The organism is Pseudomonas aeruginosa (assembly GCF_001457615.1).
GTDB classification, from domain to species: Bacteria; Pseudomonadota; Gammaproteobacteria; order Pseudomonadales; family Pseudomonadaceae; genus Pseudomonas; species Pseudomonas aeruginosa.
In genome coordinates, this window is sequence record NZ_LN831024.1 from 5377647 (window position 1) to 5403109 (window position 25463).

Annotated in this window: 22 protein-coding genes; 10 read left to right on the forward strand and 12 right to left on the reverse strand. The window is 66.0% G+C overall.

From position 1 onward, the window contains the following. Positions 1–5 precede the first annotated feature (5 nt). From greA to grpE, 8 genes are all read right to left on the reverse strand, one after another. Positions 6–482 (reverse strand): transcription elongation factor GreA, encoded by a 477-nt coding sequence (gene greA, locus AT700_RS24750; protein WP_003095206.1) that lies wholly within the window; start codon positions 480–482, stop codon positions 6–8. Next, positions 479–3700 (reverse strand): carbamoyl-phosphate synthase large subunit, encoded by a 3222-nt coding sequence (carB, locus tag AT700_RS24755; protein WP_003095207.1) that lies wholly within the window; start codon positions 3698–3700, stop codon positions 479–481. Before carB ends, greA begins: the two co-directional genes overlap by 4 nt. A 19-nt stretch (positions 3701–3719) precedes the next feature. After that, on the reverse strand, positions 3720–4370 hold the full coding sequence (gene leuE, locus AT700_RS24760) for a leucine efflux protein LeuE (RefSeq protein ID WP_003095208.1): 651 nt from the start codon (positions 4368–4370) through the stop codon (positions 3720–3722). Between the two features lie 11 nt (positions 4371–4381). Then, positions 4382–5518, reverse strand: coding sequence for a glutamine-hydrolyzing carbamoyl-phosphate synthase small subunit (carA, locus tag AT700_RS24765; protein WP_003095209.1), 1137 nt, complete (start codon positions 5516–5518; stop codon positions 4382–4384). Positions 5519–5700: 182 nt separating this feature from the next. Continuing rightward, a complete protein-coding gene (dapB, locus tag AT700_RS24770) occupies positions 5701–6507 on the reverse strand; it encodes a 4-hydroxy-tetrahydrodipicolinate reductase (RefSeq protein WP_048521694.1) in 807 nt (268 codons plus the stop codon). 56 nt (positions 6508–6563) lie between these two features. Further along, positions 6564–7697, reverse strand: coding sequence for a molecular chaperone DnaJ (gene dnaJ / locus AT700_RS24775; RefSeq protein WP_003095211.1), 1134 nt, complete (start codon positions 7695–7697; stop codon positions 6564–6566). Between the two features lie 115 nt (positions 7698–7812). Next, positions 7813–9726 (reverse strand): molecular chaperone DnaK, encoded by a 1914-nt coding sequence (gene dnaK, locus AT700_RS24780; RefSeq protein ID WP_003095212.1) that lies wholly within the window; start codon positions 9724–9726, stop codon positions 7813–7815. Between the two features lie 89 nt (positions 9727–9815). After that, positions 9816–10376, reverse strand: coding sequence for a nucleotide exchange factor GrpE (gene grpE, locus AT700_RS24785; protein ID WP_003095213.1), 561 nt, complete (start codon positions 10374–10376; stop codon positions 9816–9818). Positions 10377–10543: 167 nt separating this feature from the next. Between grpE and recN the strand changes: the two genes are divergently transcribed. Next, a complete protein-coding gene (recN, locus tag AT700_RS24790; protein WP_048521695.1) occupies positions 10544–12220 on the forward strand; it encodes a DNA repair protein RecN in 1677 nt (558 codons plus the stop codon). Between the two features lie 69 nt (positions 12221–12289). Here recN and fur read toward each other — a convergent pair whose 3' ends face one another. Then, positions 12290–12694, reverse strand: a complete 405-nt coding sequence (gene fur, locus AT700_RS24795; RefSeq protein WP_003095216.1) for a ferric iron uptake transcriptional regulator — start codon at positions 12692–12694, stop codon at positions 12290–12292. A 97-nt stretch (positions 12695–12791) separates the two neighbouring features. On the opposite strand from fur, the gene AT700_RS24800 reads away from it, so the two are divergent. Beyond that, on the forward strand, positions 12792–13322 hold the full coding sequence (locus AT700_RS24800; RefSeq protein ID WP_003113904.1) for an outer membrane protein assembly factor BamE: 531 nt from the start codon (positions 12792–12794) through the stop codon (positions 13320–13322). A 67-nt stretch (positions 13323–13389) separates the two neighbouring features. On the opposite strand, the gene AT700_RS24805 is transcribed toward AT700_RS24800, so the two are convergent. Both AT700_RS24805 and AT700_RS24810 read right to left on the reverse strand, forming a co-directional pair. Beyond that, positions 13390–13695, reverse strand: coding sequence for an RnfH family protein (locus AT700_RS24805; protein ID WP_003095218.1), 306 nt, complete (start codon positions 13693–13695; stop codon positions 13390–13392). Next, the gene (locus tag AT700_RS24810) at positions 13688–14122 is read right to left on the reverse strand and encodes a type II toxin-antitoxin system RatA family toxin (RefSeq protein ID WP_003100497.1); all 435 of its coding nucleotides are present in this window, start codon (positions 14120–14122) and stop codon (positions 13688–13690) included. The genes AT700_RS24805 and AT700_RS24810 overlap by 8 nt, the downstream gene beginning before the upstream one ends. Before the next feature lie 275 nt (positions 14123–14397). Here AT700_RS24810 and smpB point away from each other — a divergent pair, with 275 nt between their 5' ends. Further along, entirely contained in the window at positions 14398–14877 is a 480-nt protein-coding gene (smpB, locus tag AT700_RS24815; protein WP_003100496.1) for an SsrA-binding protein SmpB, read from the forward strand. A 22-nt stretch (positions 14878–14899) separates the two neighbouring features. On the opposite strand, the gene AT700_RS24820 is transcribed toward smpB, so the two are convergent. Next, on the reverse strand, positions 14900–15673 hold the full coding sequence (locus AT700_RS24820; RefSeq protein WP_023084592.1) for an FCD domain-containing protein: 774 nt from the start codon (positions 15671–15673) through the stop codon (positions 14900–14902). A gap of 328 nt (positions 15674–16001) precedes the next feature. On the opposite strand from AT700_RS24820, the gene AT700_RS24825 reads away from it, so the two are divergent. From AT700_RS24825 to pmrA, 7 genes are all read left to right on the forward strand, one after another. After that, complete coding sequence (locus AT700_RS24825) at positions 16002–17684, forward strand: lactate permease LctP family transporter (protein WP_003163444.1); 1683 nt, start codon at positions 16002–16004, stop codon at positions 17682–17684. Positions 17685–17838: 154 nt separating this feature from the next. Beyond that, positions 17839–18984 (forward strand): FMN-dependent L-lactate dehydrogenase LldD, encoded by a 1146-nt coding sequence (lldD, locus tag AT700_RS24830; RefSeq protein ID WP_048521696.1) that lies wholly within the window; start codon positions 17839–17841, stop codon positions 18982–18984. Positions 18985–19050: 66 nt separating this feature from the next. After that, positions 19051–21867 (forward strand): FAD-binding and (Fe-S)-binding domain-containing protein, encoded by a 2817-nt coding sequence (locus AT700_RS24835; protein WP_048521697.1) that lies wholly within the window; start codon positions 19051–19053, stop codon positions 21865–21867. 428 nt (positions 21868–22295) lie between these two features. Further along, positions 22296–22778, forward strand: a complete 483-nt coding sequence (speD, locus tag AT700_RS24840) for an adenosylmethionine decarboxylase (RefSeq protein WP_003095236.1) — start codon at positions 22296–22298, stop codon at positions 22776–22778. Beyond that, the gene (locus AT700_RS24845; protein WP_048521698.1) at positions 22778–23905 is read left to right on the forward strand and encodes a fused MFS/spermidine synthase; all 1128 of its coding nucleotides are present in this window, start codon (positions 22778–22780) and stop codon (positions 23903–23905) included. The genes speD and AT700_RS24845 overlap by 1 nt, the downstream gene beginning before the upstream one ends. A 2-nt stretch (positions 23906–23907) precedes the next feature. Continuing rightward, on the forward strand, positions 23908–24768 hold the full coding sequence (locus AT700_RS24850; protein WP_048521699.1) for a hypothetical protein: 861 nt from the start codon (positions 23908–23910) through the stop codon (positions 24766–24768). 12 nt (positions 24769–24780) lie between these two features. Continuing rightward, positions 24781–25446: a two-component system response regulator PrmA gene (gene pmrA / locus AT700_RS24855; protein ID WP_003095244.1), complete on the forward strand. Its 666-nt coding sequence runs from the start codon at positions 24781–24783 to the stop codon at positions 25444–25446. Positions 25447–25463: the final 17 nt, after the last annotated feature.

The window sequence follows — 25463 nt, forward strand, 5'->3', positions numbered from 1 at the left end:
CGCGCTTAGATATGGCGAACCTCGACGATCTCGTACTCGACGTCGCCGCCCGGGGTTCTCACCAGCACGGCATCGCCCTCGGTCTTGCCGATCAGCGCACGGGCGATCGGCGAATTCACCGAGATCTTGCCACCCTTGATATCCGCCTCGTCGTCGCCGACGATCTGGTAGGTCACGGTCTCGTCGGTCTCGACGTTGGCGATATCGACGGTGGTGCCGAAGATCACCTTGCCGCTGTGCGGGATGGCGGTGACATCGATGACCTGGGCGTTGGACAGCTTGGCCTCGATGTCGCGGATACGCGCCTCGACCATGCCCTGCTGTTCGCGCGCCGCATGGTACTCGGCGTTTTCCTTGAGGTCGCCCAGTTCACGCGCTTCGGCGATGGCCTGGCTGATCTGCGGGCGCAGCACGCCCTTCAGGTGTTTCACTTCTTCTTCCAGGGCGCGGGCGCCCTGGACGGTCATGGGGAACTTGCTCATGCCTTGATTCCTGCGTGGAGATCCTGCAGACGCCGAACGGTCTTCTCGGGACCGAACTTGAGCGCCTCACAGATCGCCTGCCCACCCGCAATGGTGGTGGTGCAGCAGATCTTGTGCTGCAGGGCGTTTCGACGAATGGAGTAGGAGTCAGCGATGGACTGCCGGCCCTCGGTGGTGTTGATGATCAGGGTGACCTCGTCGTTCTTGATCATGTCCACCACGTGCGGGCGACCTTCGGTCACCTTGTTCACGCGACGCACCGGCAGGCCCGCGGCCTCGATGACACGCGCGGTACCGGCGGTGGCTACCACTTCGAAGCCCAGCGCGACCAGGTCGCCAGCCACCTGGGCGGCGAACGGCTTGTCGTCTTCGCGGACGCTGATGAAGGCGCAACCGGCGGTCGGAAGGATCTCGCTGGCCCCCAACTGAGCCTTGGCAAAGGCTTCGGCAAAGCTATCACCGACGCCCATCACTTCACCAGTGGACTTCATTTCCGGGCCGAGGATCGGATCGACGCCGGGGAACTTGGCGAACGGGAACACCGCTTCCTTGACGCTAAAGAACGGCGGGATGATTTCCTGGGTGAAGCCGACCTCGGCCAGGGTCTTGCCGGCCATGACGCGGGCGGCGACCTTGGCCAGCGACTCGCCGACGCACTTGGAGACGAACGGCACGGTACGCGAGGCACGCGGGTTGACCTCGATGACGAAGATATCCTCGCCTTGCACCGCCATCTGCACGTTCATCAGGCCGACCACGCCAAGCTCCAGGGCCATTTTCTTGACCTGCTCGCGGATCTCGTCCTGGATGTGCTGCGGCAGCGAGTACGGCGGCAGCGAACAGGCGGAGTCGCCGGAGTGAACGCCAGCCTGCTCGATATGCTGCATGATCGCGCCGATCACCACGATCTCGCCGTCGCATACCGCGTCGATGTCGACTTCGATGGCGCAGTTGAGGAAGTGGTCGAGCAGCACCGGGCTGTCGTTGGAAACCTGAACCGCCTCACGCATGTAGCGCTTGAGTTCTTCTTCCTGGTAGACGATTTCCATCGCCCGCCCGCCCAGCACGTAGGACGGGCGTACCACCAGCGGATAACCGATGGCCTTGGACGCAGCCAGGGCCTCGTCTTCGCTGCGCGCGGTGGCGTTGGCCGGCTGGCGCAGGTTCAGGCGCTGGACCATCTGCTGGAAGCGCTCGCGGTCTTCGGCACGGTCGATGGCGTCCGGGCTGGTGCCGATGATCGGCACGCCGGCCTCTTCGAGGGCGCGGCAGAGCTTCAGCGGGGTCTGGCCGCCGTACTGGACGATCACGCCCTTGGGCTGCTCGACGCGGACGATCTCAAGGACGTCCTCGAGGGTCACCGGCTCGAAGTACAGGCGGTCGGAGGTGTCATAGTCGGTGGAGACGGTTTCCGGGTTGCAGTTGACCATGATGGTCTCGTAGCCGTCTTCGCGCATCGCCAGCGCCGCGTGCACGCAGCAGTAGTCGAACTCGATGCCCTGGCCGATGCGGTTCGGACCGCCGCCGAGGATCATGATCTTCTCGCGGCTCGACGGGTTGGCCTCGCACTCTTCCTCGTAGGTCGAATACATGTAGGCGGTGTCGGTGGCGAACTCGGCGGCGCAGGTATCGACGCGCTTGTAGACCGGCAGTACCTTCAGCTTGTGGCGATGGCTGCGCAGGTTCTTCTCGGTGACGCCGAGCAGCTTGGCCAGGCGCGCGTCGGAGAAGCCCTTGCGCTTGAGCTTGTACATCAGCTCGCGATCGATAGAGGACAGGCCGAGGGTCTTGACCTTCTCCTCGTCCTTGACCAGGTCCTCGATCTGCACCAGGAACCATTCGTCGATGCGGGTCAGCTCGAACACTTCCTCGACGCTCTTGCCGGCGCGGAAGGCGTCGGCGACGTACCAGACACGCTCGGCGCTGGGCACGGTCAGCTCGCGCTTGAGGATGCTGTCGGCCTCCGGGTCGTTCAGGTCGAGCTTCGGATCGAAGCCGGTGGCGCCGACTTCCAGGCCGCGCAAGGCTTTCTGCACCGACTCCTGGAAGGTCCGGCCGATGGCCATGACTTCGCCGACCGACTTCATCTGGGTGGTCAGGCGGGCATCGGCTTTCGGGAATTTCTCGAAGGCGAAGCGCGGGATCTTGGTCACCACGTAGTCGATGGCCGGCTCGAACGACGCCGGGGTGCGACCGCCGGTGATGTCGTTCTGCAGTTCGTCGAGGGTGTAGCCGACCGCCAGCTTGGCGGCGATCTTGGCGATCGGGAAACCGGTGGCCTTGGAGGCCAGGGCCGAGGAGCGGGAAACCCGCGGGTTCATCTCGATCACCACCATGCGCCCGGTGTTCGGGCAGATGCCGAACTGCACGTTGGAACCGCCGGTTTCCACGCCGATCTCGCGCAATACCGCCAGCGAGGCGTTGCGCATGATCTGGTATTCCTTGTCGGTCAGGGTCTGCGCCGGTGCCACGGTGATCGAGTCACCGGTGTGCACGCCCATCGGGTCGAAGTTCTCGATGGAGCAGACGATGATGCAGTTGTCCTTCTTGTCGCGGACCACCTCCATCTCGTATTCCTTCCAGCCGATCAGCGACTCGTCGATCAACAGCTCGTTGGTCGGCGACAGGTCGAGGCCACGGGCGCAGATCTCTTCGAACTCTTCACGGTTGTAGGCGATACCGCCGCCGGTGCCGCCCATGGTGAAGGACGGACGGATGATGCAGGGGAAGCCGACCTGCTCGAGCACGCCGTAGGCCTCCTCCATGCTGTGGGCGATGCCCGAGCGCGGACAGGCCAGGCCGATATCCTTCATCGCCTTGTCGAAGCGCGAGCGGTCCTCGGCCTTGTCGATGGTATCGGCATTGGCGCCGATCATCTCCACGCCGAACTTCTCCAGCACGCCGTGGCGCTCCAGGTCCAGGGCGCAGTTCAGCGCGGTCTGGCCGCCCATGGTCGGCAGCAGCGCGTCGGGGCGTTCCTTCTCGATGATCTTGGCCACGGTGGCCCACTTGATCGGCTCGATGTAGGTCGCGTCGGCCATCGCCGGATCGGTCATGATGGTCGCGGGGTTGGAGTTCACCAGGATGACGCGGTAGCCCTCCTCGCGCAGGGCCTTGCAGGCCTGGGCGCCGGAGTAGTCGAATTCGCAGGCCTGGCCAATCACGATGGGGCCGGCACCGAGGATCAGGATGCTCTTTATGTCTGTACGTTTTGGCATGGGACTCTCGTTGCAATAATCAGGACAGGGTTGCGGTGGCCAGCTTCACACCAAAGCCGACGAACAGGGCGCCGACGCCCGAAGTGGCGCCGGCAGCCAACCGTTGCCGCCGGCGGAACCAGGCCGCCAGCCGCACACCGGTGAAAATCAGGAAGCTCAGGTAAAGGGCGCTGACCAGTTCCAGGATCACCGCCAGCACCAGGAACGACAGGCCCGGATAGGCATAGCCGGGATCGACGAACTGGATGAAGAAGGAGATGAAGAACAGGATCGCCTTGGGATTCGACAGGCTGAGCAGCAGCGCCTTGCGGAACGGCTGGTGGACATCCACCTGTTCGGCCTGCGCCGCCGTCGCCTCGGGATTGCGCAGCTTGCGCCAGGCGCCCCGCAGCATGCCGACGCCGAGATAGAACAGGTAGGCCGCACCGAGGTACTTCAGGCCGATGAACAGCATCGGCTCGGCCTTCAGCAGGGACGCCACGCCGAGGGCCGACAGCAGCATCAGCACCGCGTCTCCGAGGAACACGCCGCAGGCGGCCCGGTAGCCGGTCGCCACGCCACGCTGGGCCGAAGTCGCGAGGACGAACAACGAGTTCGGTCCGGGCAACAGGATCACGAAAACCACACCCAGCACGTAGGTCCAGAAATCGGTTATCCCCAGGGTCGGCATGGCTCTGCTCCTCAGCGACGCTCGGCCATCGCCGAGATGAAGCGGTCGAACAGCGGGGCGACGTCATGCGGACCGGGGCTCGCCTCGGGGTGGCCCTGGAAGCTGAAAGCGACCTTGTCGGTGCGCTCGATACCCTGCAGGGTACCGTCGAACAGCGACTTGTGAGTGGCTCGCAGGTTGTCCGGCAGGGTGCTCTCGTCGACCGCGAAACCGTGGTTCTGGCTGGTGATCATCACCACGCCGCTGTCCAGGTCCTGCACCGGGTGGTTGGCGCCGTGGTGCCCGTGGCCCATCTTCAGGGTCTTGGCGCCAGAGGCCAGGGCCAGCAACTGATGGCCGAGGCAGATGCCGAACACCGGGATCTCGGTATCGAGGAATTCGCGGATCGCCTGGATCGCGTAGTCGCACGGTTCGGGGTCGCCGGGGCCGTTGGAAAGGAAGATGCCGTCAGGGTTCAGCGCCAGCACTTCGCTGGCCGGTGTCTGCGCCGGCACCACGGTCAGGCGGCAGCCGCGCGCCACCAGCATGCGTAGGATGTTCAGCTTCACGCCGTAGTCGTAGGCCACCACGTGATACGGCAGTTCACCGGCCGGGATCTCCGGATGACTGTCGCTTTCCAGGTTCCAGACGCTGGAGCGCCACTCGTAGCGCTCGGCGGTGGTGACCTCCTTGGCCAGGTCCATGCCCTTCAGGCCGGGGAAGGCGCGAGCCAGCTCCAGCGCGCGTTCCTCGGTAGCGTCGGCACCGGCCAGGATGCAGCCGTTCTGCGAACCCTTCTCGCGGAGGATGCGGGTCAGGCGACGGGTATCGATGCCGGCGATGGCGACGGTGCCGTTGGCTTTCAGGTAGTCAGGCAGCGACTGCTTGCTGCGCCAGTTGCTGGCGATCAGCGGCAGGTCGCGGATGATCAGGCCGGCGGCCCAGACGCGGTTGGCCTCGGCGTCTTCCGGGGTGGTACCGGTATTGCCGATGTGCGGGTAGGTCAGGGTGACGATCTGCTGGGCGTAGGAAGGATCGGTAAGGATTTCCTGGTAGCCGGTCATGGCGGTGTTGAACACCACCTCGCCAACGGTCTGGCCGTCGGCACCGATGGCTTCACCGCGAAAAATGCTGCCGTCGGCAAGTGCAAGTATGGCTGGCTTAGTCAAGAAGACCTCCCGTAAATCAAGCCTGACTGGTCGCGCAGGTGTAAAAAAGCGGGATGACACCGTGAAGAGTCATCCCGCTTTTTTTCGATTCATGCTGCGCTGCTTTTAGTGGACACACTAAAGCTGTAGTTTACAGAATCGCGACATTCCGGTCCACCAATAAGACGACGTGCGGCAGCGCCTCAGCGTAGGCCGAGCACATCCTGCATGTCGTACAGGCCGTTCTCCTTGCCCTCCAGCCACAGCGCCGCACGCACCGCGCCACGGGCGAAGGTCATGCGGCTGGAAGCCTTGTGGGTGATCTCCACGCGCTCGCCCTCGGCGGCGAACAGCACGGTGTGGTCGCCCACCACGTCGCCGGCGCGCACGGTGGCGAAGCCGATGGTTTCCCGCGCCCGCGCGCCGGTCTGCCCCTCGCGTCCGTAGACCGCCACTTCCTGGAGGTCCCGGCCGAGCGCCTGGGCTACCACCTCGCCCATGCGCAAGGCGGTGCCGGACGGCGCATCGACCTTGTGCCGGTGATGGGCCTCGATGATCTCGATATCCACTTCGTCGCCCAGCACCCGTGCCGCAGTATCCAGAAGCTTCAGGCAAAGGTTCACGCCGACGCTGAAGTTGGCAGCGAAGACGATCGGGATATCCTTCGCCGCTTCGGCCAGCAGCAGCTTCTCGTCGGCGCTGAAGCCGGTGGTGCCGATGACCATCGCGCAGCGCGCCTTGCGGCACTGCTCGATGTTCTTCAGGGTTACGGAGGGATGGGTGAAGTCGATCAGGACGTCGAACTCCTCGCAGACCTTGCCCAGGTCCCCGGACAGCGGCACGCCGATCCGGCCGAGACCGGCCAGCTCGCCGGCGTCCGCCCCCACCAGGGTGCTATCCGGACGATCCACCGCCGCCGTCAGCCCGGCGGCACCGCCGGTCTGCTGAACGGCCTCGATCAGGTTCTTGCCCATGCGCCCGGCGGCGCCCACTACGGCTATACGTCGCATAAAACCACTCCACGCGGAACCCGGACGCGGCTGTCAGGCCGCGCCCATGGCTTTGTTTATAGGTCGTCGAAGAAACGCTTCATGCCTTCGAACCAGCCACTGGCCTTGGGCGAATGCGAGGTGTCGCTCTGCAACGACTTGCGGAACTCCTCGAGCAGCTCGCGCTGGCGCTTGTCCAGGTTCACCGGGGTTTCCACCACCACCTTGCACATCAGGTCGCCGGCGCCGCCGCCGCGCACCGGGGCCACGCCCTTGCCGCGCAGGCGGAACAACTTGCCGGTCTGGGTGCTTTCCGGAATCTTCAGCTTGACCCGGCCATCCAGGGTCGGCACTTCCAGCTCGCCACCCAACGCAGCGTCGGCGAAACTGATCGGCACTTCGCAGTACAGATGCTTGCCGTCGCGCTGGAAGATCGGGTGCTCGCGCACATTGACCACCACGTACAGGTCGCCCGCCGGACCACCCATGCTGCCGGCCTCGCCTTCGCCGGTGAGGCGGATGCGGTCGCCGGTGTCGACGCCGGCCGGCACCTTCACCGACAGGGTCTTCTGCTCTTCCACGCGCCCCTGCCCATGGCAGGAGCCACAGGGATCGGAAATCATCTTGCCGGTGCCGTGGCAGCGCGGGCAGGTCTGCTGGACCGAGAAGAAGCCCTGCTGCATGCGCACCTGGCCGATACCGCCGCAAGTGGTGCAGGTGACCGGTGTGGTGCCGGGCTTGGCGCCGCTGCCGTTGCAGGTCTTGCAACCGACCAGGGTCGGCACGCGGATGGTGACGGTGGTGCCACGTACCGCCTCCTCCAGGTCGAGGTCCAGGGTGTAGCGCAGGTCCGCGCCGCGCTGCGCGCCGCCGCGCGAGCCACCGCGGGCACCGCCGCCACCGAAGAAATCGCTGAACACATCGCCGAAGATGTCGGAGAAGCTCGCCCCGCCGAAACCGGCGCCAGCGCCCCCACCCATATTCGGATCGACGCCGGCATGGCCGTACTGGTCGTAGGCCGCCCGCTTGCTGGCATCGGAGAGGACCTCGTAGGCCTCGTTGGCCTCCTTGAACTTGTCCTCGGCTTCCTTGTCGCCAGGATTGCGGTCCGGGTGGTATTTCATCGCCAGGCGGCGGTAGGCCTTCTTCAGGTCCGCCTCGCTGGCGCCACGCTCAACCCCCAGAACCTCGTAAAAGTCTCGTTTCGCCATAACCTTTCCGTCTCAATTAAGGACCCTCCAGACACGCCAACGCGGGAGCAGGCTCCCGCGTGGCGGATCATGCGTACCGGCCTGGCCGGCACGCGGGGCAGAAGCAAGCCGGGGCTTACTTGTTGTCCTTGACCTCTTCGAACTCGGCGTCCACCACGTCGTCAGCGGCTTTCGCCTGCTCGCCCTGGGGAGCGTCTTCGCCCTGCTGGGCCTGTTCGGCGTACATCTTCTGCGCCAGCGGGGTGGAAGCCTGGGACAGAGCGTTCATCTTGGCCTCGATCTCGGCCTTGTCGTCGCCCTTCACCGCCGCTTCCAGCTCGCCCAGCGCCTTCTCGATGGTCGCCTTGTCCTCGGCGGTGGCCTTGTCGCCCGCCTCGGTGATCATCTTGCGGGTCGCGTGGACCAGCGCGTCGCCCTGGTTGCGAGCGGCAGCCAGTTCCTCGAACTTGCGGTCCTCCTCGGCGTTCGCCTCGGCATCGCGGACCATCTGCTGGATCTCATCCTCGGACAGGCCGGAGGATGCCTTGATCACGATGGACTGCTGCTTGCCGGTGGCCTTGTCCTTCGCCGAGACGTGCAGGATGCCGTTGGCATCGATATCGAAGGTCACCTCGATCTGCGGCACGCCGCGCGGAGCCGGCGGAATGTCGGCCAGGTCGAACTTGCCCAGCGACTTGTTCTGCGCGGCCTGCTTGCGCTCGCCCTGCAGCACGTGGATGGTCACCGCGCCCTGGTTGTCGTCGGCGGTGGAGAACACCTGCGACTTCTTGGTCGGGATGGTGGTGTTCTTCTCGATCAGACCGGTCATCACGCCGCCCAGGGTCTCGATGCCGAGGGTCAGCGGGGTCACGTCGAGCAGCAGCACGTCCTTCACGTCGCCGGCCAGGACCGCGCCCTGGATGGCGGCACCGACAGCCACGGCTTCGTCCGGGTTGACGTCCTTGCGCGCTTCCTTGCCGAAGAACTCGGCAACGGTCTTCTGTACCAGCGGCATGCGGGTCTGGCCGCCGACCAGGATCACTTCATGGATATCGGAAACATCCAGGCCGGCATCCTTCAGCGCGGTGCGGCACGGCTCGATGGTGCGCTGCACCAGGTCTTCGACCAGGGACTCCAGCTTGGCGCGGGAAACCTTGACGTTCAGGTGCTTCGGACCGCTCGCGTCGGCAGTCACGTACGGCAGGTTGACGTCGGTCTGCTGGGTCGAGGACAGCTCGATCTTGGCTTTCTCGGCCGCTTCCTTCAGACGCTGCATGGCCAGCGGGTCGCCCTTCAGGTTGATGCCGCTTTCCTTCTTGAACTCGTCGACGAGGTAGTCGATCAGGCGGATGTCGAAGTCTTCGCCGCCGAGGAAGGTGTCGCCGTTGGTGGCCAGCACTTCGAACTGGTGCTCGCCGTCGACTTCGGCGATCTCGATCACCGACACGTCGAAGGTACCGCCGCCCAGGTCATAGACGATCACGGTGTGGTCGCCCTTGGCCTTGTCCAGGCCGTAGGCCAGCGCCGCCGCGGTCGGCTCGTTGATGATCCGCTTGACGTCGAGGCCGGCGATGCGGCCGGCGTCCTTGGTGGCCTGGCGCTGGCTGTCGTTGAAGTAGGCCGGAACGGTGATCACCGCTTCGGTGACCGGCTCGCCGAGGTAGTCTTCGGCGGTCTTCTTCATTTTCTTCAGCACTTCGGCGGAAATCTGCGGAGGCGCCATCTTCTGGCCCTTCACTTCCACCCAGGCGTCGCCGTTGTCGGCCTTGACGATGCTGTACGGCACCATCTGGATGTCTTTCTGAACCACGTTCTCTTCGAAGCGACGGCCGATCAGGCGCTTCACCGCATACAGGGTGTTCTGCGGGTTGGTGACCGCCTGGCGCTTGGCCGGCTGGCCCACCAGGGTTTCGCCATCGTTGGTGTAGGCGATGATCGAGGGGGTGGTACGCGCGCCCTCGGCGTTCTCGATGACCTTGACGTTACCGTTCTCCAGGATAGCCACGCAGGAGTTGGTGGTACCCAGGTCGATGCCAATGATTTTGCCCATATTCACTCTCCAGAAACTTTGATTCCGTGCGACCCGCCCGTGGGTCTCGTGCTCGGTTGACTACCCAGATGGGGTCGTCGCGTCGAATTTCAAGCCTGCTCGTCGATGGACGGCGGGGTTTCCGCCGGCGCCTTGCTGACTACCACCATCGCCGGACGCAGCAGGCGGCCGTTGAGCAGGTAGCCTTTCTGGAACACCTTGAGGACACTGCCCGGCTCGGCCGAAGCGCTTTCCTGCATGGCCATCGCCTGGTGCTGCTCGGGGTTGAAAGGCTCGCCTTCCGGGTTCAGCGCCTCCACCTGGTAGCGGCGCAGGGTGTCGTCGAACATCTTCAGGGTCAGTTCCATCCCTTCGCGCATCGGCTTGATCGCCTCGTCGTTGGGATCGGACATCTCCAGGCCGCGCTCGAGGGTGTCGACCACCGCCAGCAGGTCGCCGGCGAATTTCTCCAGCGCGAACTTGTGCGCCTTCTCGACATCCTGCTCCGCACGCCGGCGTACGTTCTGCAGATCCGCGACCATGCGCAGCGCCTGGTCCTGGGCGGCAGCCAGCTGCTCCTCCAGTTCCTGCACGCGGGCGGTCAGGTCCTCGGCGGCGCCGGTGGGCTGCTCGGGGGTCTGTTGATCCAGGGTCTGCTGTTCGTCAGCCATGCCACTCTCCTTCAAAAATAAGCTGGCAAATACAAGGCGAACGCATAAGTTCGCAACGTTGCCGGCTATATGGGGACGGCTTTCCACGGTTCAAGGGGCGAGCGGCAATTGCCAGCCGGAAAAAATACTGTATAAATAACCAGACAAAACCCACGGAGCCGCCCGCCATGCTGGTTCACCTGTCCGTTCACAACTACGCCATCGTCGAGCACCTGGATCTCGAACTCGCTACCGGCATGAGCGTGATCACCGGCGAAACCGGTGCGGGCAAGTCGATCATGCTCGACGCCCTCGGCCTTACCCTCGGCGACCGCGCCGACAGCGGCGCGGTCCGTCCCGGAGCGGACAAGGCCGACATTCTCGCCAGCTTCGACGTCAGCGCCATCGCCGAGGCCCGCGACTGGCTCGCCGAGCGCGACCTGGAACAGGACGGTCCGTGCATCCTGCGCCGGGTGATCACTGCCGAAGGTCGCTCGCGTGCCTACATCAACGGCACGCCCTGCCCGCTGGGCGACCTGAAGAGCCTGGGCGAACTGCTGATCGACATCCATAGCCAGCACGAGCACCAGTCGCTGCTGAAGAGCGAGACCCACCGGCGCCTGCTCGACGAGTATGCCGGCTGCCAGGAGCTGGCGCGCCAGGTGCAGCTCGCCGCGCAACGCTGGAAGCAGACCAGCCAGGAACTCGAACGCCTGTCGCGTAGCGGCGACGAACAGCGCGCCCGCCACCAGTTGCTCAGCTACCAGCTGGAAGAACTGGAAAACCTGTCCCTCGGCGAAAACGAACTGGAAAGCCTGGAGCAGGAGCAGAAGACCCTGAGCAACGCCGAAAGCCTGCTCGCCGCCTGCCGCCAAGTCGTGGAAATGTGCAGCGAGAGCGATGCCGGCAACGTCCTTTCCGCGCTCAATGCCAGCCTCAACCGCCTGACCTCGTTCAGCGGCCAGCCCGCCGCTCTCGGCGAAGCGGTCAATCTGTTGTCCAGCGCGCAGATCCAGGTCGAGGAGGCGATCGGCGAACTGAACCGCTTCGTCGACCACTTCGATGCCGATCCCAATCGCCAGCAGCAGGTCGAGGAGCGCCTGGACGTCATTTACTCCCTGGCGCGCAAGCACCGGGTCCAGCCCGTCGAACTGGCCGACCTGCAGCAGCGCCTGTTCGACGAACTGGAGGCGCTGAACGCCGACGACGAAGCAGTCGGACGCCTGGGCGACGAGCTGGCCGCCTACGCCCGGCATTACCAGGAAAAAGCCGAAGAACTGAGCCGCCTGCGCCAGGCCGCGGCCGCACCTCTTGCCGCCAGCGTGGAGCAGGAAATGCAGCGCCTGGGCATGCCCGGGGGGCGCTTCGCCATCGTCCTGCATCCCGGCGACAGCGCCGAGCCGCAGGCCAACGGACTGGAAAGCGTGGAGTTCCTGGTCAGCGCCAACCCCGGGCAGCCGCTGAAAGGGCTGGCCAAGGTCGCCTCGGGCGGCGAACTGTCGCGGATCAGCCTGGCGATCCAGGTGATCACGGCACAGACCTCGCGCATCCCCACCCTGGTCTTCGACGAAGTCGACGTCGGCATCGGCGGCCCCACCGCCGAAGTGGTCGGACAGTTGCTGCGCCGCCTCGGCGAACGCGGCCAGGTCCTCACCGTGACCCACTTGCCGCAGGTCGCCGCCCAGGGCCACCAGCACCTGTTCGTGCACAAGGAACGCGGCAGCAGCGAAACCCGTACGGCGGTCGCCACCCTGAACAAGGCCCAGCGGATCGAGGAGATCGCCCGCATGCTCGGCGGCGTCGACCTGACCAAGGAATCCCTGGCCCACGCGAAGAAACTGGTCAACCTGGCCGCCCAGAACTGAACGTTCCTTCAATGGAAAATGAAAACGGCGACCCCAGGGTCGCCGTTTTCGCATGGAACCGTTGCGCGACTACTTCTTCTTGCGCACGTAGAGCACCAGATTGTGATCGACCAGCTCGAAGCCGCGCTCGCGGACGATTTCCTTCTGGCGCTTCTCGATTTCCGCATCCATGAACTCGATCACCTCACCGGTATCGACGCAGACCATGTGGTCGTGGTGGCCGCTATCGGCGAGTTCGAACACGGCATGGCCGCCATCGAAGTTGTGACGCACCACCAGGCCGGCGGCCTCGAACTGGGTCAGCACCCGATAGACGGTTGCCAGGCCCACGTCCTCGCCTGCTTCCATCAGCGCCTTGTACACGTCTTCGGCGCTCATGTGGCGTTGCTCGGCCGAGTCGAGCATCTGCAGGATCTTGACCCGCGGCAGGGTCACTTTAAGGCCGGCTTTTCGAAGTTCGCTATTTTCAACCATGTCTGCTTTCTCAGCGCGGGATGTTTCGCAGTATCCCGGAATACGGGTATGATCGGGCTTTTATTTGCCCAGCCAAGATAGTGGAAGTCGCTCACCGATGCAAAACGCCAAGCTCATGCTGACCTGTCTCGCTTTCGCGGGGCTTGCCGCACTCGCCGGTTGCTCGTTTCCTGGCGTCTATAAAATCGACATCCAGCAAGGCAACGTCGTAACGCAGGACATGATAGACCAGTTGCGTCCCGGAATGACCCGACGCCAAGTGCGGTTTATCATGGGCAACCCGCTCATCGTCGATACCTTCCACGCCAATCGTTGGGACTACCTCTACAGCATCCAGCCGGGCGGCGGTCGTCGCCAGCAGGAGCGCGTCAGCCTGTTCTTCAACGACAGCGACCAGCTGGCCGGCCTGAACGGCGACTTCATGCCCGGCGTCAGCCGCGACGAAGCGATCCTCGGCAAGGAAGGCAGCACCACCGTCACCCAGCCGGCCGACCAGCAGAAACCGGAAGCGCAGAAAGAAGAGCCGCCGAAACCGGGCTCCACCCTGGAACAGCTCCAGCGCGAAGTGGACGAAGCCCAGCCGGTACCGGTTCCGACTCCCGAACCTCTGGACCCCAGCCCGCAATGACGGCTGGCGTTCCACGAAAAAGCCCGGCATTCGCCGGGCTTTTTCATTTCCGCAGGAAACCCCTCGGCTAACCGCCTTCGCGTTCGCTCCGGGCCCGTGCGGCACGCTGCTTGCGCACCTCCTTGGGATCGGCGATCAGCGGGCGGTAGATCTCCACCCGTTCGCCGGCCTCCAGCACTCGCTCCTCCGGGCGTGCCAGGAGCTTGCCGAAGATACCCAGCGGGCAACCTTGCACATCCAGCCCTGGAAAGGCCTCGGCGATGCCGGAGAGCAGCACGGCCTCGCGTGCGCTGGTACCTGCCGGCACGCTCAGGCGCAGTAACGCCTGTCGCTCCGGCAGCGCGTAGACCACCTCGACGGCGATCTCAGCCATAGAGTTGCTTGGCGCGCTGGCAGAACGCGTCGACCATGGTGTTGGCGGCCTGGGTGAACAGCGGCCCGAGGGTCGCCTTGACCAGCGGCCCGGCGTAATCGAAGGTCAGGTCGAGGGTGATCTTGCAGGCCTTCTCGCCAAGCGCCTTGAACTGCCAGACGCCATGCAGTTCGGTGAACGGTCCGTTTTCCAGGTTCATCTCGATGGAAGCTCCCGGCACCAACACGTTGCGGGTGGTGAAGCGCTGGCTGAGGCTACCCTTGGCCACGGTCAGCTCGGCGCGCATCAGGCTTTCGCTCTCCTCCAGGACCTGGCTGGCCGAACACCAGGGCAGGAACTCCGGATAGCGCTTCACGTCGTTCACCAAATCGAACAGCGCGCGGGCGGGATAAGGCAACAGCGCCGAACGCTGGATATGGGTGCTCATAGAACTCTCACTTCTGCTGTCGAGCGGGCGACTCCCCAAGCATAGCCGGCGGGACGGCGGCATCCGCCACGGCGGCGCGCTGCGCCCGTCGACCGGGGCCAGGGTTCGGCAGAAAAAACGCTCAGCGCAGCCTGACGCCACTTGAAGACTTTTCTTACAAAACCTTGGCCAGCGGCCAGGAAAAGAGTGGGCATTGTCCGAAATTCACCTCTATCCCTCAAGCGCGACGCCGCCCCATAGCGGTGAAGCCGGCGACTCCCTATAATGCGCCGCCTATGGCTAAGCAGAAGAAACACCCTTCGGGGACCATCGCGCAGAACAAGAAGGCTCTGCACGACTATTTCATCGAACAACGCTTCGAGGCGGGCGTCGCCCTGGCGGGCTGGGAAGTGAAAAGCCTGCGCGCCGGCAAGGCCCAGTTGGTCGACAGCTACGTGCTGCTCAAGGATGGCGAGGCCTGGCTGCTCGGCAGCCACATCACGCCCCTGACCACCGCCAGCACGCACGTGATCGCCGACCCGGTGCGCACGCGCAAGCTGCTGCTGCACAAGCGCGAACTGGGCAAGCTGTTCGGCGCCGTGCAACAGAAGGGCTACGCCTGCGTCGCCCTGTCGATGTACTGGAAGAAGCACCTGGTCAAGTGCGAGATCGCCCTGGCCAAGGGCAAGAAGGACTTCGACAAGCGCCACACCGAGAAGGAGCGCGACTCCGATCGGGAGATCCAGCGCGCCATGCGCCACGGCAAGGACGACTGAACGCGTCCCTGCCCGCGCCTCGCTATTCTTCCTGCACGCTGCGACGGCGCTGCGAGCGCTTCATCCTGCGCGCCTCTTCCTGGACCTCCGCCAGGACCTCCTGCACATAGTGGATGTGCTGGTTGGACACCTCCCGAGCCAGCTCCGCCTGACCGCTGATGATCGCGTCGTATAGGCGCTGGTGCTGCTCCATCAGTTGCGCGCGGGTTTCCGTGCGCTGCGCGTACATCCCGCCGATATTGGTCACCACGTTGCGCCGCAACAAGTCGAACAGGCCCTTGATGGTGTGCAGCAGCACGGTGTTGTGGCTGGCCTCGGCGATCGCCAGGTGGAAGCGCGCGTCGGCGGCGCCCTCTTCCGCGCTGACCTGGTCGTTGCGCGCATAGCAGGCCTGGAGCGCCTCGAAGGCCTCGGTCAGGCGCTGGTGATCGAGGGAGGTCGCACGCAGCGCCGCGTAGTAGGCACAGGACCCTTCCAGCGTGTGGCGAAACTCCAGCAGGTCGCGCTGGGCCTCCGGGTTACCTTCCAGCAGGTGCAGCAGCGGATCGCTGAAAGTCGCACCCAGCGATTCGGTCACATAGTTGCCGCCACCCTGGCGGCTAACCAGCAGCCCCTTCGCCACCAGTTTCTGGATCGCCTCGCGCAGCGACGGCCGGGAAACCCCGAACTGCTCGGCAAGCACGCGCTCGGCGGGCAGCCGCTCGCCGGACTTCAGCGTGCCCTCCAGGATCATCGCCTCCAGTTGCGCAACGATGTCATCCGACAGACGGCGCTGCCTGACCTGACCAAATTCCATATCCCGACACCCTTACCCGAAGTTTCGTCGCAAAGCCTCTGCCATGCGCCCAGCGCGAAAAAGAGAGGAAGCGTACCGAGCCGCTCCCCGCACCACAAGCGAGGCGCCACGAGCCCCGCACGAGCATCCTTAGACAAAAGTCGTAGACGGGCAAATTGACACGCCGAACGCTCGACTCTTAACCTGAGCGCTCGCTTTTGTAAATTGGTCTTACCAATTATGCGAGCTTTGCCAGGTTCGGCTGCCCAGCGCCCTTGCACACACAGGTCTTGGCGCGTATCCGATCTGGTCACAGGCAAACCCAACAACAATTAGGGAGCCAACCCCCATGCAAGCCTGGCAACAACTCTATACCCCCCTGGGCAGTCTCGGCCTGTCGGCCGCCGCGGCCGTCATCCCGATCGTGTTCTTCTTCCTCGCCCTGGCGGTATTCCGCCTCAAGGGCCACATCGCCGGCAGCATCACCCTGGCGCTGGCCATCGCGGTGGCCATCTTCGCCTTCCACATGCCCGCCGACATGGCCTTCGCCGCCGCCGGCTACGGCTTCCTCTACGGTCTCTGGCCGATCGCCTGGATCATCGTCGCCGCGGTCTTCCTCTACAAACTGACGGTGAAGAGCGGCCAGTTCGAGGTGATCCGCAGCTCGGTGCTGTCGATTACCGGCGACCAGCGCCTGCAGGTACTGCTGATCGGCTTCTCCTTCGGCGCCTTCCTCGAAGGCGCCGCCGGTTTCGGCGCGCCGGTGGCGATCACCGCCGCCCTGCTCGTCGGCCTCGGCTTCAATCCGCTCTACGCCGCCGGCCTGTGCCTGATCGCCAACACTGCGCCGGTGGCCTTTGGCGCACTGGGCATCCCGATCATCGTCGCCGGCCAGGTGACCGGCATCGACGCCTTCAAGATCGGCGCCATGACCGGCCGCCAACTGCCGTTCCTGTCGATCCTGGTACCGTTCTGGCTGGTGTTCATGATGGACGGCTGGCGCGGCATCCGCGAAACCTGGCCGGCCGCCATCGTCGCCGGCGGCAGCTTCGCCATCACCCAGTACCTGACGTCCAACTTCATCGGCCCGGAGTTGCCGGACATCACCTCAGCACTGGTCAGCCTGGTCTCCCTGACCCTGTTCCTCAAGGTCTGGCAGCCGCAGGGCGCCAGCGAAGCGCTCGCCGCAGGCGGCGGCGCGGCCGTGGCCGGTGGCGGCTTCGGCGGGCAACGCAGCGTCGAACCGTCCGCCTACAGCTTCGGCGAGATCCTCAAGGCCTGGTCGCCGTTCCTGGTGCTCACCGTACTGGTGACCATCTGGACCCTGAAACCTTTCAAGGCCCTGTTCGCCCCGGGCGGCGAGCTCTACTGGCTGGTGTTCAACTTCGCCATCCCGCACCTCGACCAACTGGTGGTCAAGGGCGCGCCGATCGCCACCAGCGCCACGCCGATCGCGGCAGTATTCAAGTTCGACCCGATCTCCGCCACCGGCACGGCGATCTTCCTCTCGGCGTTGGTATCGATGCTCATCCTGCGCATTGGAACGAAAATTGGTATTACCACTTTCAAGGAAGTCCTGGTGGAGCTGAAGTGGCCGATCCTGTCCATCGGCATGGTCCTGGCCTTCGCCTTCGTCACCAACTACTCGGGCATGTCCACCACCCTGGCCCTGGTCCTGGCCGGTACCGGCGCGGCGTTCCCGTTCTTCTCGCCGTTCCTCGGCTGGCTGGGGGTATTCCTGACCGGTTCGGATACGTCCTCCAACGCCCTGTTCAGTTCCCTGCAGTCGACCACCGCGCACCAGATCGGGGTCAGCGACACCCTGCTGGTGGCCGCCAATACCAGCGGCGGCGTGACCGGCAAGATGATCTCCCCGCAATCCATCGCCGTGGCCTGCGCCGCGACCGGGATGGTCGGCAAGGAATCCGACCTGTTCCGCTTCACCCTGAAGCACAGCCTGATCTTCGCCGCGCTGGTCGGACTGATCACCCTGGCCCAGGCATACCTATTCACCGGCATGCTGGTGCACTGACCGCGCCCTGATCGGCCGCGCGTCGGCGATACTGCGCAGGAAATGGCCCGGGGAGGCTCGCCTACGATCGTAGGCCCGGCTCCCTTGGCCATTTCCGCCGTGTCCCGCTCCACTGCGCTCGATGCAAAACCTTTCGACACAACGGAAGAGCCCAATGATCATTTCCGCTTCCACCGACTACCGCGCCGCCGCCCAACGCAAGCTGCCGCCGTTCCTCTTCCACTACATCGACGGCGGCGCCTACGCCGAGTACACCCTGCGCCGCAACGTCGAGGACCTGTCGGCCATCGCCCTGCGTCAGCGGGTGCTGAAGAACATGTCCGAGCTGAGCCTGGAAACCCGCCTGTTCGACGAGACCCTAGCGATGCCGGTGGCGCTCGCCCCGGTCGGTCTCACCGGCATGTATGCCCGCCGCGGCGAGGTCCAGGCGGCGCGCGCGGCGGCGGCGAAGGGCGTACCCTTCACCCTGTCGACGGTATCGGTGTGCCCGATCGAGGAGGTCGCCCCGGCCATCGACCGGCCGATGTGGTTCCAGCTCTACGTGCTGAAGGACCGCGGCTTCATGCGCAACGCCCTGGAGCGGGCCAAGGCCGCCGGCGTCACCACCCTGGTGTTCACCGTCGACATGCCGGTCCCCGGCGCCCGCTACCGCGACGCCCATTCCGGCATGAGCGGCCCCTACGCCGCGCCGCGCCGCATCCTGCAAGCCATGACCCACCCGGTCTGGGCCTGGGACGTCGGCCTGCTGGGCAAGCCCCACGACCTCGGCAACATTTCCGCCTACCGCGGCAACCCGACCGGACTGGAGGACTACATCGGCTGGCTGGGCGCCAACTTCGACCCGTCGATTTCCTGGAAGGACCTGGAGTGGATCCGCGAGTTCTGGGACGGCCCGATGGTGATCAAGGGCATCCTCGACCCGGAGGATGCCAGGGATGCGGTGAAGTTCGGCGCCGACGGCATCGTCGTCTCCAACCACGGCGGGCGCCAGCTCGACGGCGTGCTGTCCAGCGCCCGCGCGCTGCCGGCGATCGCCGATGCGGTGAAGGGCGAACTGGCGATCCTTGCCGACTCCGGCATCCGCACCGGTCTCGACGTGGTGCGGATGATCGCCCTCGGCGCCGACAGCGTGCTGCTCGGCCGCGCCTTCGTCTACGCCCTGGCCGCCGCCGGCGAGGCCGGGGTGCGCAACCTGCTCGAACTGATCGAAAAGGAAATGCGCGTGGCCATGGTCCTCACCGGGGCCAAGTCGATCGGCGAGATCAGCGCCGACTCGCTGGTCCGCGAACTGGGCGCCTGAGACGCCCACCAGAAAAGCCTGAAAACGCCCGGGGCGTGACCGTCGTCCCAGGGCCGAGGAAAGCCGATGAGCCTGCCGATTCCCTTTCTCAAGACCGTCGAGCGGCTGATACCGCGCGAACGCCGCTTCGACGACCCGCTGTCGACCCTGGCCTTCGGCACCGACGCCAGTTTCTACCGGTTGATCCCCAAGCTGGTGCTGCGCGTCGAAAGCGAGGACGAGGTCGCCGCGATCCTATCCGCCGCCTACCGCGAGCAGGTCCCGGTGACCTTCCGCGCCGCCGGCACCAGCCTCTCCGGCCAGGCCATCAGCGACTCGGTGCTGCTCGTCCTCGGCGACAACTGGAACGGCCGGGAAATCCGCGCCGACGGCGCGCAGATCCGCCTGCAGCCGGGTGTCATCGGCGCCCAGGCGAACGCCTGGCTGGCGCCGTTCGGCCGCAAGATCGGTCCCGACCCGGCCTCGATCAACGCCTGCAAGATCGGCGGCATCGTCGCCAACAACGCCAGCGGCATGTGCTGCGGCACCGCGCAGAACAGCTACCACACCCTCGCCGGCCTGCGCCTGCTGCTGGCCGACGGCACCCGTCTGGACAGCGAGGACCCGGCCAGCGTCGCGGCCTTCCGCGCCAGCCACGGCGAGCTGCTGGAACGGCTCGCCGAACTCGGCCGCGAGACCCGCGCCAACGCCGAACTGGCCGCGAAGATCCGCCACAAGTACCGGCTGAAGAACACCACCGGCCTGTCGCTGAACGCGCTGGTCGACTACAACGAGCCGCTGGACATCCTCACCCACCTGATGGTCGGCTCCGAGGGCACCCTCGGCTTCATCAGCGCGGTGACCTACGACACCGTCCCGGAACACCCGCACAAGGCCTCGGCGCTGCTGGTTTTCCCCACGGTGGAAACCTGCTGCACGGCGGTCGCGGTGCTCAAGCGCCAGCCGGTCTCGGCGGTGGAACTGCTCGATCGGCGCAGCCTGCGCTCGGTTGAGAACATGCAGGGCATGCCGGAATGGGTGAAGAGTCTTTCCGCCGGTGCCTGCGCCCTGCTCATCGAGTCCCGCGCGGCGAGCCGCACGCTGCTGCACGAACAGCTCGGGCGGATCATGGCCTCCATCGCCGAATATCCGCTGGAGAAGCAGGTCGACTTCAGCGAAGACCCGGCGGTCTACAACCAGCTCTGGCGCATCCGCAAGGACACCTTCCCGGCTGTCGGCGCGGTGCGCGAGACCGGCACCACGGTGATCATCGAGGACGTCACCTTCCCTGTCGAACGACTGGCCGAGGGAGTCAACCGCCTGATCGAGCTGTTCGACAAGCACCGCTACGATGAGGCGATCCTCTTCGGCCACGCGCTGGAGGGCAACCTGCACTTCGTCTTCACCCAGGGCTTCGACTCGCCCGAGCAGATCGCCCGCTACTCGGCGTTCATGGACGACGTGGCGCACCTGGTGGCGGTGGAGTACGGCGGCTCACTGAAGGCCGAGCATGGCACCGGGCGCAACATGGCGCCGTTCGTCGAACTGGAGTGGGGCGAGGACGCCTATCGCTTGATGTGGCAGCTCAAGCGCCTGCTCGACCCGCGCGGCATCCTCAACCCGGGTGTGGTCCTCAGCGACGACCCGCAGAGCCACCTGAAGAACCTCAAGCCGCTGCCGGCTGCCGACGAGATCGTCGACAAGTGCATCGAGTGCGGTTTCTGCGAACCGGTCTGCCCGTCGCGCGGACTGACCCTAACGCCACGCCAGCGCATCGTCCTGTGGCGCGACATCCAGGCGAAGAAGCGCGCCGGCGTCGACACCACCGCGCTGGAGCGCGACTACCGCTACCAGGGCATCGACACCTGCGCCGCCACCGGCCTATGCGCCCAGCGCTGTCCTGTGAACATCAACACCGGCGAGCTGATCCGCAAGCTGCGCGGCGCCGACGCCCGCTACGCTGGTGGCGCCACCTGGCTGGCGCGCAACTTTGCCGGAGCCATGCGCGCTGCGCGCTTCGCCCTGCTCGCTGCCGACGGCGCCCGGCGCCTGCTTGGCGCGCCCCTGCTGGCCAGGGCCAGCCGCGGCCTCAGCCAGGCCAGCGGCGGCCGCGTGCCGCAATGGACGCCGGCGCTGCCGCAGCCGGTACGCCTGGCGCCGCCGCCCGCCCCGCTCGACGACGAGCGGCCGAGGGTGGTCTATCTCGCCGCCTGCGTCTCGCGTGCCATGGGCCCGGCCTTCGGCGACGAAGAGCGCGAGCCGCTGCTGGACAAGACCCGCCGTCTACTGGAAAAGGCCGGCTACCAAGTGGTGTTCCCGGATAACCTGGACAACCTCTGCTGCGGCCAGCCGTTCGCGTCCAAGGGGTATGCGAAGCAGGCCGACGACAAGCGCGACGAGCTGCTCGCCGCCCTGCTCCAGGCCAGCCGCGGCGGCCTCGACCCGATCTACTGCGACACCAGTCCCTGCACCCTGCGCCTGGTCCAGGGTCTGGACGATCCGCGGCTGCAGATCCACGACCCGGTGAAATTCATCCGCAGTCACCTGCTCGATCGCCTGGAGTTCATCCCGCAGGACAAACCGGTAGCGGTGCACGTCACCTGCAGCACCCAGCACCTCGGCGAGAGCCAGGCGCTGATCGACCTGGTCGGCCGCTGCACCCGCAAGGTGGTGATCCCGGAAGGCATCCACTGCTGCGGCTTCGCCGGCGACAAGGGCTTCACCACGCCGGAACTGAACGCTCACTCCCTGCGCAGCCTGAAGGATGCCGTGCAGTTCTGCGAGGAAGGCGTATCCACCAGCCGTACCTGCGAGATCGGCCTCAGCGAGCACGGCGGGATCGACTACCGCGGGGTGGTCTACCTGGTGGACCGGGTGACGCAGGCGAAGGGCGCGCCTCGGTAGGGCGAATAACCACTCGCGGTTGTCCGCCGGGCCATGCTCCGCAGAAGCAGCGGATAGCGCCGCTGGCGCTATTCGCCCTACCTCACGACTCCCACCGGTAGGGCGAATAACCGCTCGCGGTTATCCGCCGGGCCATGCTCCGCAGAAGCAGCGGATAGCGCCGCTGGCGCTATTCGCCCTACCTCACGACTCCCACCGGTAGGGCGAATAACCGCTCGCGGTTATCCGCCGGGCCATGCTCCGCAGAAGCGGCGGATAGCGCCGCTGGCGCTATTCGCCCTACGTCAGGCGAAATGGCTGCTCCGGCGTCGTCGGCCCGCGCCGGGTCGGGCAAAAAATCCGTCGTTAAGCACCTCTTAAGTCAGCCGCGCCTATCGTGCCTTCCACCGCGAGGACATCCCTCGCCGAAACGGAAGCAGGAGGCCTTCATGGCAATTCAACCGTTGCGACTCGATCCGATCACCGTGCTCGGCAAGCAACTGGTCATCGAGCTGTTCGACTGCGTCGACCAGCGCTTCGACGATATCCAGTGGATCGAGGAAAGCATGCTCGAGGCCGCCCGCCAGGCCAACGCCACCATCATCACCTCGGCGTTCCACAAGTTCAGCCCGATCGGCATCTCCGGCGTGGTGGTGATCGCCGAATCGCACCTGGCGATCCATACCTGGCCGGAGTACGGCTATGCCGCGGTCGACGTGTTCACCTGCGGCGACGTACTCGATGGCGCCCAGGCCGTGCGCGTGCTCAGCGAACGCCTGGGCAGCCGTCGGCACCTGATCTCGAGCATGGACCGCGGCCTCGGCGGCCATCGCCTGGGGCTGCTCAGCCGCAGCCTGGCCGGCAATGGCCCGGTCGACGAAGACAGCCCGACCCTGCGCTGGGCGCTGGGCCAGGGCACGGGGGTGGCCTGATGGATACGCCGATCGAACGCGCCCCGCTGGCTCCCGACCTGAGCCAGGCCCGTTACGCCGTCGACCTCACCGGCCTGGTGCCGGCGGAGGTCGCCGCCGGGCTGCCGCCGCTGCCGCCGAACCACTTCTATTTCTATCCGCCGGACCCGCTGCTGGAAGGCGACGGCGCGATCACCGCGATCGAGGACAGCGACCCCTTCGACCAGTACGTCTACCGCCTGCGCCGGGTGCTCTACCAGGGCCGCACGCGCTGGCAGAACGTGCTGATCGCCGACACCTACAACTACGACCGCGTGCTGATGCTCGACGGCGCGATCCAGAGCGCCGAGAGCGATGAGTCGCTGTACCACGAGCTGCTGGTGCAGCCGGCCATGCTCGCCCACGACGAGCCGCGCGACGTACTGATCATCGGCGGCGGCGAAGGCGCCACCCTGCGCGAGGTGCTGTCCCATGCCAGCGTGCGGCGGGCGGTGATGGTCGATCTCGACCGGGAGCTGGTGGAACTGTGTCGCGAACACCTGTTCCAGTGGCACCAGGGCGCCTTCGACGACCCACGCTGCGAACTGCTCGCCGAGGACGGCCGGGCCTATCTCGAGCGCGACCCGTCGCTCTATGACGTGGTCATCATCGACGTCGTCGACATGCTCGACAACGGCCCGGCCCAGGCTCTCTATACCCGCCAGTTCTACGAGCTGCTGCATTCGCGCCTGCGACCGGGCGGGGTGGTCGCGGTGCAGGGGCTGGAGTTCTCCCACAGCGACGACAAGCCCCACGCGGCCCTCGCCCGCACCCTGCGCAGTGTCTTCTCCCGGGTCCACAGCTACCGCGCCACGGTGCCCTCGTTCCTCTCCTCCTGGGGCTTCCTGCTGGCTTCCGACTGGCTCGACACGAACCACTGGCAGGCCGAGGACATCGACCGACGCATCGAACGCAAGCTCGGCCCGCTGTGGCTCGACCACCTCGACGGCGACTACCTCAAGGCCTGCTTCGTGATGGACCGGGAAACCCGCTTCCTGCTCGCCCAACCGGGACCGGTACTGGAAGACGGCGTACCCTTCGTCGCACCGCCGGATATCGAGGAGATCGAGTTCGGCCCGGCACAATTGCCGGCCCTGGCGAGGACCTGAAGATGTCCGCCGCTCCCCTGGCCAGCGTACCGCTGGCCGTCAACGGCGCGCCCTGCCTGCTGCACCGGGTACGCTTCCGCTCCGCCGCGGACAGCGGCGGCCTGCCGCTGCTGGCCACCCTGCGCGATCCGCAGCCGGCGCTGGCCGTCCTGGCGCAACGCATCGAGCTGAGCGAAGACGCGGAACTGCCGGAGACCGCCGTCGACGACGAGCTGCTGGTGATCTTCGCCAACGCCGGGCTACAGACCGGGCACGCCTGGCGCCAGCGCCTGGAAGCCTGGATGGCCGCCGGCGAGGACGAGCGCCAGCCGACCCTGGAAGCGCCCTCGTTCGGCGAGCGGGTGCTGTGGCGCCCCGGCCGCGCGCTGGTCATCGGCAACCCCGAGCGCTGCCGGGAGCTGCTCGAAGGCCTGGCCGTCTTCGCCTGGCACGAAGGTCACCTGCGCCGCCTGGAAGGCGAGACCGCGGCGGCCTGGGAACCGGCCCAGGCCGATGTCGAACTGACCCAGCTACCGCGCCGTGCCGCCCTGCGGCGCCAGGAACATGTGAACCGGCAGGTGCGACGCACTACACTCTGGCGCATGGCCTATGCCCGCCTGGAGTCGCACCTGGAGAAGCCGCCGCTGCAACTGAACGGCGCTGTGCGCCGGCTCTACAACGAACTGGCCATGCAGGCCGAAGTGCACGATCGCCTGGCGACCCTGGACGACCGCATCGAAGTGCTGCAGGACCTCTACGAACTGGCCGCCGACCGCCTCGGCGAATACCGCTACTTCCGGGGCGAACTGCGGGTCGAATGGCTGATCGTCGCCATCCTCCTGCTGGAGGCCGGCCTGAGCCTGTGGGAATTGTGGAATCACTGAAACGAGGCTGCCATGAGAATACTGCTGGCCGAGGACGACCTGCTGCTCGGCGACGGCATCCGCGCCGGGCTGCGCCTGGAAGGCGATACCGTGGAATGGGTGACCGACGGCGTGGCCGCGGAGAACGCGCTGGTCACCGACGAGTTCGACCTGCTGGTGCTCGACATCGGACTGCCGCGCCGCAGCGGCCTGGACATCCTGCGTAACCTGCGCCACCAGGGCCGGCTCACCCCGGTGCTGCTGCTCACCGCGCGGGACAAGGTGGCCGACCGGGTCGCCGGGCTCGACAGCGGTGCCGACGACTACCTGACCAAGCCCTTCGATCTCGACGAACTGCAGGCACGGGTGCGCGCCCTGACCCGCCGCACCACCGGTCGCGCCCTGCCGCAACTGGTGCACGGCGAGCTGCGCCTGGACCCGGCGACCCACCAAGTGACCCTGTCCGGCCAGGCGGTGGAACTGGCGCCGCGCGAATACGCGCTGCTGCGCCTGCTGCTGGAGAACAGCGGCAAGGTGCTCTCGCGCAACCAACTGGAGCAGAGCCTCTACGGCTGGAGCGGCGACGTCGAGAGCAACGCCATCGAGGTCCATGTCCATCACCTGCGGCGCAAGCTCGGCAACCAGTTGATCCGCACCGTCCGCGGCATCGGCTACGGCATCGACCAGCCGGCGCCCTGAAAACCGCCTACCGGAGT